The following is an 11,495-nucleotide window of genomic DNA, read 5'->3' as shown; positions in this document are numbered from 1 at the left end:
TTAAAAACTCGAACCGCTTATCACCTTGACTCGACCTTGGTTACCTACTCACTGGGTAAGTAGCGCCGTTTGCCGTGTCAGTGGGAGCGCATTATAGGGAGCCAAATCTTTTGCGCAAGGGCTTTTTAAACGAAAACCACCAATCGAACAAAAAACATGCAGATCGAGATGAATCCCGCAAAAAGCCATACGCAAAGGCAACAAGCGAATAACGATAACGCCACATACTGTCGGTTTATCGACTCGCTTGTTTGAAACCGGAAAATAAGTTTGGCACAAAAAATTCGACTCTGCCAAAAATCTGATCAGCCTGATTGCAAGGCTGCCCTATTCGCTTATTAAACCCTTAATAGCAAGTGCACTCTTGTCGCCTTAACTCTTGTCGCCTTAACTCTTATCGCCTTAATATAGGCTTAGGCGTTACTGCTTCTTATCAGCATCTAAATCATCTTGCTCAATTGGTTTAGATTCATCTATCTCTCGAGCAATATCGGTATCGGTTTCATTCTCATCTCCCACCACGTGGCTTACCTTTAACTTCTTCACAGTGCGAATGGTATAGATGGGTCCAGAGAGCGCATAGAGGCTGAAGACAATAAACAGAATCGTCGCCGGTTGCACCGAGACCACCACAAACAGACCCACCAGCGCCAGGATAACCATGAAGTTAACCCGTCCACGCCAGTCATAATCTTTGAAGGAGTAGTAGCGAAAGTTACTCACCATTAAGAGGCCTGCACAAGCCGTCATAAGCAGGGCCAAAATACTGACCTGCTGCCCCTCTATCTCATAGTAGGTGCCCGTCCAGATGGCCCCGGCAATAATCGCCGCGGCGGCCGGACTCGCCAACCCCTGAAAATAACGTTTGTCGGCGACGCCGACCTGGGTATTGAAGCGTGCGAGCCTCAGCGCGGCACCGGCACAATAGATAAATGCCGCCAACCAACCGACCTTACCCAGGTCGGCCAAGGCCCAGTTATAGGCAATCAACGCCGGGGCGACCCCGAAGGAGACCATATCCGCCATGCTGTCATATTCGGCACCGAAGGCACTCTGGGTATTAGTCATCCTGGCGACCCTTCCGTCGAGGCCGTCGAAAATCATGGCGACGAAGATGGCGATGGCCGCGGCTTCGAAGTGACCATTCATGGATGCGATCACCGCATAAAAACCGGAAAATAGTCCCGCCGTGGTAAACAGGTTAGGTAAAAGGTAGATACCGCGGCTCTTAACCGTCTCTTTGTTTAAATTTTGCATATACTAAAAAGCAAGGTTATCTTGATAAAATAAAAAGATAACACAGATTTAAGCTCACTTTTTATACCGAGCTCTAATTGTTGGCAGATGAGGCACTCTTGCACTCTCTCCCAACACAGATATGGATACTAAGATGACCGGAAAATTTTATCTCTGCGCACTGTTAAGCCTATTCCTTTTCACCCCAGCGCTCGCGACCACCATCTATAAATGGGTGGATGAAAACGGTGTCACTCACTACAGCCAAGAAAAGCCCCCCGAGGCAAAGACAGAAAAACTCTATAGCGAAGATATCGAACAAAAGAAGGTTGGCTTCACCGCCCCTAAGGTCACCAAAAAACAAGGCGAGCAGAAGAGTGACGCCGCGTTAGCCGCCGAAGCCGTCAACGAGAAAGATAAGGCCCAGGCTAAGGCCATCTGTGAAAACGCCAAACATCAGTTGAATGTGCTCGAGACATATACTCGATTGACTCGTAAGAATGAAGAAAATGGTGAAATGATGCGTATGACAGAGGAAGACAGGCAATCAGAGATAGCCGCACAGAAACAGCGTATCAAGCTCTTCTGCGGCAAATAGCCTCTTAAGATATAGCCATTCTCCTAAATAGAGAAGTGGAGAAAAGAAGCGACAACCAAAATGACTCTGGCTGTCGCTTCATGTTTTTAGCGCTTGCCTATCTAATCTACTTCCCTAGCTGCTACCTTGCACCGTATACATAGAACGGCTCACACCATCCTGACAGGCCTGAGTACCGGCGTTCCAGCCTTTATCAAACTCGCTCAATCCATCCAACACCTTATCCTTCATTCCTTCTAAGGTATCGGCGCCCGGGTTTTGCTTCAGATATCCGGCGCTTCGGCAACCTGTGTTGTAGCCAAAGTGATAGAGGCTATCATAATCGACACTGCCAACCCCGACGAAGGCCGGGCCACTGCTTTGCATTGGTGCTGAGCTACACGCCGTCATCATTACGGTCAAAGATGCTATAACTGCTAACCTTGCTTTCATCCAGTACTCCTTCACAGTATAAAAACTCAAATTAGGAAAAGATCTGCCTCTTCGCAAATTAGTGTAAATAATAGCCAAATGCAATCTGATACCCATAATAAAAAAGCCCAAACCTAGGTTTGGGCTTTTGACATAAGACTAAGGCTTATTGATGGAAGGCGAGTTCGCCACCCGCGGCATCGACCTTGATTGGCGCGCCGGGTAACAGTTCACCGCTCAAGAGTTTCTGAGCCAGTGGATTTTCCACCTCTTGCTGCAGGGCGCGTTTCAGCGGCCTTGCACCATAAACGGGGTCGAATCCAGCCTGAGCAATCAAGGCTAAGGCATCATCACTCACCTCAAGCTCAAAGTCTTTCTCAGCCAGACGCGCCTTCAGATTATCAATCTGGATCTGCGCGATATGGGCGATATGTTCAGACTCAAGTGGATGGAAGACCACGCTTTCATCGATACGATTGAGGAACTCGGGTCTGAAGCTGTGGGTCACCACATTCATCACCTCGCTCTTCATCTCCGCATAACTGGCAACCCCGAAACGCTCCTGAATCACATCTGACCCCAGGTTAGAGGTCATGATCACCACGGTATTTCGAAAATCGACCGTGCGACCCTGACCATCGGTCAGACGACCATCGTCCAGCACCTGCAACAGTATGTTAAACACATCGGGGTGCGCCTTTTCCACCTCATCGAGCAGAATCACCGAATAAGGCTTACGCCTCACTGCCTCGGTGAGATAACCGCCCTCTTCATAGCCGACATAACCTGGAGGCGCGCCAACCAGACGCGACACAGAATGCTTCTCCATAAACTCGGACATGTCGATTCGTACCATGGCCGATTCGGTATCAAACAGGAACTTAGCCAGCGACTTACACAGCTCTGTCTTACCCACCCCGGTAGGGCCGAGGAAGAGGAAGGAGCCGATAGGACGGTTAGGATCTGCAAGGCCTGCGCGGCTACGACGTATGGCATTGGCCACCGCATCCACGGCCTCGTTCTGGCCAATCACCCGGGTATGCAGCGCCTCTTCCATATGTAGCAGCTTCTCTTTCTCTCCTTCGAGCATCTTAGACACAGGGATGCCGGTCGCCTTAGACAATACCTCGGCGATCTCCACATCGGAAACCTTGTTACGCAGCAGCGTCATGTCCTGCATCTCAGCCTGAGCGGCCAGATCCAGCTGTTTCTCCAGCTCGGGAATACGACCATATTGCAGCTCTGACATGCGGGTCAGGTCTCCGGCGCGTCTCGCCACCTCAAGATCCATTCGGGCCTGTTCGAGATCCGCCTTGATATGCTGAGTGCCAGCCAGCGCCGCCTTCTCGGTATGCCATACCTCATTCAGCTCAGCAGCCTTGGCCTCTACCTCGGCAAGCTCGCTTCGCAAGGTGCTGAGTCGACGCTGGCTAGCCTCGTCGCTCTCCTTGCTCAGGGCCTGCTCCTCCAGCTTAAGCTGTATGGTGCGGCGCTCTAATCTATCCAGCGGCTCTGGCTTAGAATCTATCTGCATACGGATACTGGACGCCGCCTCATCGATAAGATCGATAGCCTTATCGGGCAACTTCCTGTCTGAGATGTAACGATGCGACATGCTGGCCGCCGCCACGATAGCCGGGTCGGTGATCTCCACATGGTGGTGCAGCTCATAGCGTTCTTTCAGGCCACGCAAAATCGCGATGGTGTCCTCGACACTCGGCTCGTCCACCAGCACCTTCTGAAAACGTCGCTCGAGGGCGGCATCTTTCTCGATATATTGGCGATACTCGTCCAGGGTTGTCGCACCGACGCAGTGCAGGTCACCCCTCGCCAAGGCAGGTTTAAGCATGTTGCCCGCATCCATGGCGCCATCGCTCTTACCCGCGCCCACCATGGTATGCAGCTCGTCAATAAAGAGGATCACCTGACCCTCTTCCTGAGACAGCTCGTTAAGCACCGCCTTGAGACGCTCCTCGAATTCACCGCGATACTTGGCCCCGGCCACCAGGGCGCCCAAGTCGAGTGACAAGACCCGCTTATTCTTGATCCCCTCTGGCACCTCACCATTGATAATGCGCTGGGCCAGCCCTTCGACGATGGCTGTCTTACCCACACCCGGCTCACCGATGAGCACAGGGTTATTCTTACTGCGGCGTTGCAGCACCTGGATGGTGCGGCGGATCTCATCGTCACGGCCGATCACAGGATCTAACTTGCCCTGCTCGGCACGCTCGGTGAGATCCACGGTAAACTTCTTCAGTGCCTGACGCTGATCTTCGGCGTTAGGGTCGTCGATATTCTTGCCCAGACGCACCTCTTCTATCGTCTTCTCCAGCAGCTCCTTGGTGGCGCCGGATTTCTTCAGACATTGCGCCAAGGCGTCGCTACCCTCGAGGGCGGCCAACACGAAGAGTTCGCTAGAGATATATTTGTCTTTACGCTTCTGCGCCAGCTTATCACACAGATTTAGCAGGCGAATAAGTGCCTGCGAGAGCTGGACATCGCCACCCGTGCCCTCAATTTGCGGCAAGCGTTCCAGCTCCTGGCTCAGGGCGGAACGCAAGGTACTGACCGAGATCCCGGCCTGGGTCAGCAGTGGATGAATTGAGCCACCATCTTGATTAAGCAGCGCCATCATCAGATGGATCGGCTCAATAAACTGATGGTCACGCCCCAACGCTAATGACTGAGCATCGGAGATTGCTATCTGGAATTTGTTCGTCATACGATCGAGTCGCATACAGCCTCCTAAAAATTAACGAATGAAGGAAACCTTCAGTGCTTTGTTACCAGTATAAATGGGGACTTTTTAGGAGGATTCAAGCAACAAGGAAAAAATTGCTGAAAATTTACGCTACTTTTCCAGCCAGATAAATGAGGCCATGCGCCCGGTTTTCGCCTCTCGGCGATAGGAGAAATAGTCGGCACTCATACTAAAAGTGCAGTGAGGCAGTTGATAGACGGAGCCGATACCGAGATGCTCGGCTCGATAGCGGGCGATCCCTTGCAGGTCGGCTAAAAACTTATCGCCTCTCGGAGTAAAAAAGGCATCTGTGTCAGCATGCTGGGCGATAAACTGCGCCCTGACTTCCGCTCCCACCTCGAAGGCCTTGGGGCCGATGCAGGGACCGAGATAGATAAGCAGCTGATCAGTGGGTGCATCAAACTCGGCAACGGCCGCCTCGACAATGCCGTTACACAAGCCGCGCCAACCGGCGTGCACCGCGGCCACCTGAGTTGCCTCGCGATCGCAGATCAGCACCGGTAGGCAGTCGGCGGTCATCACCACACACACATGCCGGTTACTACGACAGAAACTCCCATCGGCAACACGGTTAGAGTCCTGTTCCAGATTTACTAGATCTATGCCATGAACTTGCTGCAACCAGGCCGGCTCACCAGCCAAGCCCATGGCCTTAGCCGCAAGCAGACGATTTTGACGCACATGCTCGGGGTCGTCCCCAACATGGTCGCCAAGGTTAAGACTATCGAAGGGCGCCTGACTCACGCCGCCCTGACGCCGGCTAAAAGCCAGCTTCACGCCAGGGGGAATAAACCAGTCTTGAGGCAGCATTAATATTCCGCCGGATGGGCCTTGGTGTCTTCGCGCAGGGCGCGGGTCAAGGCCACCATATCTTCAGGAATTGGCGCCTGCCAGCTCATGATCTCGCAGGTGAAGGGATGTGCTAGCTCGAGGCGAACCGCATGCAGCGCCTGGCGCTTAAAGCCGTTTAGCGCTTCCATCAATTCAGGTGTGGCCTTCTTAGGCGGACGAGGTCGACCGCCATAAACGGGATCCCCCACCAAGATGTGCCCTATGTGTGCCATATGCACCCTGATCTGGTGGGTACGACCGGTTTCCAGACGTAGGCGCAGACGGGTATGAGCACGGAACTTCTCCGCCACACGATAGTGGGTCACAGAGGGGCGACCACTATGATGCACCGCCATATGGGTACGCTTGGTTGGGTGACGCGCGATAGGCTCATCTACTATACCGCCGGCCGTCATGGTGCCGCTAACGATCGCCTCATATTCACGGGTGATCTCGCGGGCCTGCAGTGCCGCCACCAGATGGGTCTGCGCCTCAACTGTTTTGGCCACCACCATCAAGCCTGTGGTGTCCTTATCCAGACGATGCACGATACCCGCCCTTGGCACGAGTTCGATCTCAGGGCAATGGTGCAGGAGTGCATTCATCAGGGTGCCGTCGCTGTTGCCCGCTCCTGGATGAACCACCAGCCCGGCCTGCTTGTTGATCACGATAATATGGTCGTCTTCGTAGACGATATCCAGATCGATCGCCTGGGCCTCGGCCTTGATCTCCTCTTTGAGAGTCGCTTCGATCTCAATTTCCTGGCCTTCGAGCACCTTTTCTCTCGGCTTAGTCTGCACCATACCATCGACGTAGACGGCACCAGCCTGTATCCACTCTTTAATACGTGTACGGGAGTAATCAGGGAACAACTCGGCCAGGGTTTGGTCTAATCTCTGCCCGGTTTGTGTTGCTGTGATCTCGCTTTTTAGATTAATCTCTTGTGTCATAGGAACCGTACCCGCGTTTTGGGGTCCAAATTAAAGTGCTATCTGTTACAATCGTATTGTTTCTATTTTATCGTGAAATGGAAAAATTCTTAAACAACAACTTACAAAGAATCGAATTCAAGTATGCATAATTTTGCTAAAGGCGCAGCTATCGCCTTGTTGTCATTGGCCTTAGCGGCGTGTAGTAGTAAACCCGAAGATGATATTGAGCTGAGTAAATCTTCCCCCGAAGTCCTCTATTCTCAAGCCAGGACCTCGATGGAACTGGGCAACTATAGTAAAGCGGTGCGATCATTGGAAGCACTAGACTCTCGCTACCCCTTCGGCCCACACAAGACTCAGGTGCAGTTAGACCTGATCTACGCATACTACAAACTGGACGATGCCGCGTCGGGTATCGCCAATATCGATCGCTTTATTCGCCTTAACCCCACACATAAAGATATCGACTATGTCTATTATATGCGCGGCCTGGTGAACATGCAGTCGGACAACTATATGTTCCACGACATGCTTAATATCGACAGAACCGACCGAGATCCCAAGGCCGCCCAGGACGCCTTTAACGACTTCGATCGTTTAATCAAGCAGTATCCTAACAGCAAGTATGCCGCCGATGCACAAAAGCGCATGCAGTTCTTAAAAAATCGTCTGGCCAAATATGCCATCACGGTTGCTGAATACTACATCAAGATGAATGCCTGGAGCGCCGCCGCGGTACGCGCCCAGACAGTGCTGGAGACCTATCCTGGTACACCTTCTACCGAGCGCGCCCTAGAGATCATGGCAACCGCCTACGAGGAACTCGGCCAACAGAAGCTAAAAGATCACGTACTCATGGTGATGCAGAGCAACTTCCCCAATAATGATATGCTCAAGTGATCTGATTGACCTAAGAGCCCCGCAACTTGCGGGGCTTTTTTATTGCCCTCTATTCTATTGAATTACAGGCCACAGCTTCCCTCCTCAGCCTACGAAAACCTTAACGACACCTAGACAAACATTGCTCCAGACGAAATTGGCACGAGTAGCCTAACCACTTCCCCTCTTGGGCGACAATCTCATGTAAAACCAACATTTGATCTAAAAACCAGCGCTTCGGGCAAAAGTTATCCAAACAGGCAAGATAAACAAAGTTTTTGCAAAAATGTGTTGACTCAAATGCGCAAAAGCCTTTTAATGCACCCCGTCGCCCGAATAGCTCAGTCGGTAGAGCAGAGGATTGAAAATCCTCGTGTCCCTGGTTCGATTCCGGGTTCGGGCACCATATTCAGCGGGTGCCTAGCGCACCACACAAAAAAGCCTCGCAATGCGAGGCTTTTTTGTTTCTTGGTCTCTACCGTTTTCAATCTTTTGCTATACCTATAGATACCACATAAGTTTTAGCTTTCTGCTATTTACTCCTTCATTTGGGTATCTATATGAACAATATTCAAATTAAGCACAAGATGGCTTTCGGTATCTTACTCCCCCTCTCACTTCTCATCTGTATCTGCATCTTAGCGATCAACATGATGAGTAATATCGAGAAAGGCGTCGGTACCATCTACAACGATAGAGTAGTACCACTGGAAGATCTCAAGGTGATCGCCGACGACTATGCCGTGTTTGTGATCGATGCCATCAACAAGGCCAATGCCGGCGAGTTTAGCGCCGAACAGGCCAAGCAAGCCCTGCAGGAAGCAAGTAACAACATAGACAATAAGTGGCGTAAGTATGTCGCTACCGAACTCACCGCGGAAGAGAAGCGCCTGGTCGATGAGGCCGAACGTCTGTTTGTCCCCGCCAATCAGAAAATCAACCATCTGGAGAAACTACTAGATGGTAAGTCGGGAAGCATCACGGGCCAGCTCAACAAAGAGATCATTCCCCTCTACCGAGTGATAGATCCCATCAGCGGCACCATTACCGAGCTGATCAGCCTACAATTAAAGGTTGCCAAGGAGGAGAAGGATAAGGTTGGTGATATCTATCAATCCTCTATATCTCTCTTTTTGGTGATCACTCTGGTAGCTGCCGTTGCCAGCATAGTCCTGGGTATCTGGATCAACCGCAGCGTAATGACGCCTATCAATCACATACGCGCTCAGCTGCTCACCATACAACAGGACTCGGATCTCACGGTCACCTTCGACCAACTCAACAACGACGAACTAGGGCTTATCTCCAGCCGCCTCAACGAGGTCTTTAGTCATCTACGTGGCATCCTTAAGGGGGTGGCCCAGGCAGCCAATAGCGTCAGCGACTCCGCCTTAGCCCTGAACGAGTTTACCCAGGTCTCCAACGCCCGTATCCAGCAGCAACAGGCAGAAACGGAACAGACGGCCACCGCCATGAATGAGATGACGGCAACCGTCAACGAGGTGGCCCAGAGTACCACGGCCGCCGCCGACTCAGCCAGAAATGCCGACCGATTCGCCGCCAACGGTAATGAGATCGTCCAGCTGTCGATCAACAGCATGCAAGCTCTGTCGATGCAGATCCAAAGCACCTCAGGGGTGATCACCCACCTGTCTCAAGAGAGCCAACATATCGGCAGTGTGCTGAGCGTCATCAAGGGAATAGCCGAGCAGACCAACCTGCTCGCCCTCAACGCCGCCATCGAGGCCGCCAGAGCCGGCGAACAGGGACGAGGCTTTGCGGTGGTAGCCGATGAGGTACGCTCCCTCGCCCAGCGCACCCAGGAGGCGACACAGGAGATAGAGACCATGATAGAGACGCTGCAAAGCGGGGTCAGCGAGGCTGTGACCGCCATGGACGTGGGCATAAAACAGGTGGACGATGCCAATCAGCAGACCAACAAGGCGGGTGAGGCGCTACAGGAGATCGTGGCCTCGGTCGATAACATCACGGAGATGAACACCCATATCGCTACCGCAGCCGAAGAGCAAAGCAGTGTCGCCGAGAACATAAACCGCAGCATCATCGCCATCAGCGATATCGCTAGCCAGTCGACGGAATCGGCCTTGGAACTGGGTCACTCCATCGCACAACTCACTTCACTCGCCGACTCGATGCGCCAACAGGTGACCACCTTCAGGCTCTGAATCAGCCCACCACGAAGAGCGGGCTCACCTTGCGATGCAGTACCTGCAGGTTATTACGCCCGCTCTCTTTCGCCTTATAAAGCTGTTCATCGGCCAGCTTTATCATCGTCTGCCAGTCGTCATTAGCAAACTCTGGATGGTAACCGTCATAGAGCACGGCGCCCATGCTGACGGTGACGATTTCAAAGGGCGAGGCTTGATGATAGATGTTTAGATCCCTCACCCTCTGCAGCATACGCTTGGCTAGCAGCTCCATCTGTGCCAGATTGTCACCGTGGATAACCACACAAAACTCCTCACCACCATAACGGGTGACCAGCTCGCCACGACGCCGGCACTCCAACATCAAGGCCTGGGCCACCTTGATCAAAGCCTGGTCGCCATTCTGATGCCCGACAGTGTCGTTGTAATGCTTAAAGAAATCGATATCCAGCATGATAAAGCCTATCGCACCCTTGCCCTCGCGCCATTGCTTATCGGCACGCTCTGCAAACACCTCCAGGCTGCGGCGATTGGCGATGCCGGTGAGGGGATCGTTAAACGACAAGGATTCCAGATAGTTCTGATGACGCTGCAGCTTCTCCACCACCAGATTAAAGGACTCGGTCAGCTTGGCGACTTCGGTAATAACCCAAGAGGTCGGCATGGTCAGCAAAATGCCCCTGTGCGCCATCTTATCCAGCACGGCATTGGCTACCCGCAGCGGCCTGACCACCAGTGCCGAGAAGGGGACGATAGCAATATAAGACATCACCAGCACGCTTAAAAACATCAGGATAGACTCTATGGTAAACATGGAGGGGATCTGGTTTCTGTCGTGGAGTACGGTGATTTTAAATGAGGGGACACCGAGCGCATCATGCACATACCAGGAGTGCTCGGCAGCTATCTTTTCTACCTTGGGCGGTTCTCTAAATCCTAGGGTTATCTCGCCCGGCGCCTGTGACTGAGGCAACACCTCGAGATCAAATTTAATCAGACTAAACTGTTCTATCTCTTCACGGATCGCCTGACTCACGTTGCGCACCGTCAGCAAGCTGCCGGCCACCAGCCCCTCGCCATTACTGGGCATCACGGTCACGTTGCTAAAATAGACCACCCTGTCACCCATTCGCAGCAGGCCGCTGCGCACAGAAGGCTTGCCCGCATCCATCTCCGCCTTAGAGGGAAGGAGCTTACCGGCCACGCCCGCCTTAACTAGGGGAAGCTGCTGCATAGCAAAATCGGCGCCGCTCTGATAATGCCACACCAGCTGATTCTGGCGGTTAAACACATAGAAACCATCGATGTTGGCCGCCTCGAAGGCATTATCGTAGAGGTTTTTGGCCACAAACTCAGGCGAAACATTATCGACAAAATGCACCATGTCATCCCAGATGGCATAGTCATAACTAAGGGTATCCAGATTCTTCTGAGCGTAGGCGATCCCCTTTTGAACCGCCTGCAGATCTCTATCTTGTCTATCAATAAGTTGCTCTTCGATTCTTGGCAGGTAAATAAGATAGTAGATGCCACTGGCGGTCAAAAACGACAGCAATAAGAGCCCTAGGGCTAAAATATTTAGGAAGTGATTTAATCGCATCGACCACTCTCATTTGTCCTGCACTCTAAACTAGCTTAGTCGACCCGACGACAGAATATGAGTATAAACCCTGCAT

General features: G+C 52.2%; 9 protein-coding genes and 1 tRNA gene. 4 read left to right on the top strand and 6 right to left on the bottom strand.

The genetic code is table 11. The features are described from left to right. Positions 1-420: 420 nt before the first annotated feature. Positions 421-1,257 carry a CDP-diacylglycerol--serine O-phosphatidyltransferase gene (pssA, locus tag GNT65_RS17515; protein WP_160798496.1) on the bottom strand — a complete coding sequence of 279 codons (837 nt, stop codon included), beginning with the start codon at positions 1,255-1,257 and terminating at the stop codon, positions 421-423. Positions 1,258-1,390: 133 nt separating this feature from the next. Here pssA and GNT65_RS17510 point away from each other — a divergent pair, with 133 nt between their 5' ends. Further along, positions 1,391-1,834, top strand: a complete 444-nt coding sequence (locus GNT65_RS17510; protein ID WP_244952219.1) for a DUF4124 domain-containing protein — start codon at positions 1,391-1,393, stop codon at positions 1,832-1,834. Positions 1,835-1,948: 114 nt separating this feature from the next. On the opposite strand, the gene GNT65_RS17505 is transcribed toward GNT65_RS17510, so the two are convergent. From GNT65_RS17505 to rluD, 4 genes are all read right to left on the bottom strand, one after another. After that, positions 1,949-2,266 (bottom strand): hypothetical protein, encoded by a 318-nt coding sequence (locus GNT65_RS17505; RefSeq protein WP_160798494.1) that lies wholly within the window; start codon positions 2,264-2,266, stop codon positions 1,949-1,951. Between the two features lie 145 nt (positions 2,267-2,411). Beyond that, positions 2,412-4,985: an ATP-dependent chaperone ClpB gene (gene clpB / locus GNT65_RS17500; protein WP_160798493.1), complete on the bottom strand. Its 2,574-nt coding sequence runs from the start codon at positions 4,983-4,985 to the stop codon at positions 2,412-2,414. Positions 4,986-5,099: 114 nt separating this feature from the next. After that, positions 5,100-5,819 (bottom strand): peptidoglycan editing factor PgeF, encoded by a 720-nt coding sequence (gene pgeF / locus GNT65_RS17495; RefSeq protein ID WP_160798492.1) that lies wholly within the window; start codon positions 5,817-5,819, stop codon positions 5,100-5,102. Continuing rightward, complete coding sequence (gene rluD, locus GNT65_RS17490) at positions 5,819-6,790, bottom strand: 23S rRNA pseudouridine(1911/1915/1917) synthase RluD (RefSeq protein WP_160798491.1); 972 nt, start codon at positions 6,788-6,790, stop codon at positions 5,819-5,821. The genes pgeF and rluD overlap by 1 nt, the downstream gene beginning before the upstream one ends. A gap of 123 nt (positions 6,791-6,913) precedes the next feature. Between rluD and GNT65_RS17485 the strand changes: the two genes are divergently transcribed. From GNT65_RS17485 to GNT65_RS17475, 3 genes are all read left to right on the top strand, one after another. Beyond that, the gene (locus tag GNT65_RS17485) at positions 6,914-7,672 is read left to right on the top strand and encodes an outer membrane protein assembly factor BamD (RefSeq protein ID WP_160798490.1); all 759 of its coding nucleotides are present in this window, start codon (positions 6,914-6,916) and stop codon (positions 7,670-7,672) included. 309 nt (positions 7,673-7,981) lie between these two features. Next, positions 7,982-8,057, top strand: a tRNA-Phe gene (locus GNT65_RS17480). Between the two features lie 154 nt (positions 8,058-8,211). After that, the gene (locus tag GNT65_RS17475) at positions 8,212-9,837 is read left to right on the top strand and encodes a methyl-accepting chemotaxis protein (RefSeq protein ID WP_160798489.1); all 1,626 of its coding nucleotides are present in this window, start codon (positions 8,212-8,214) and stop codon (positions 9,835-9,837) included. 1 nt (position 9,838) lies between these two features. On the opposite strand, the gene GNT65_RS17470 is transcribed toward GNT65_RS17475, so the two are convergent. Further along, on the bottom strand, positions 9,839-11,419 hold the full coding sequence (locus tag GNT65_RS17470; protein WP_160798488.1) for a sensor domain-containing diguanylate cyclase: 1,581 nt from the start codon (positions 11,417-11,419) through the stop codon (positions 9,839-9,841). Between the last annotated feature and the right edge of the window lie 76 nt (positions 11,420-11,495).

It is taken from the genome of Shewanella insulae (genome assembly GCF_009831655.1).
GTDB classification, from domain to species: Bacteria; Pseudomonadota; Gammaproteobacteria; order Enterobacterales; family Shewanellaceae; genus Shewanella; species Shewanella insulae.
Note: the sequence above shows the minus strand (reverse complement) of the source record. Positions and strands in the feature narration are given on the sequence as shown.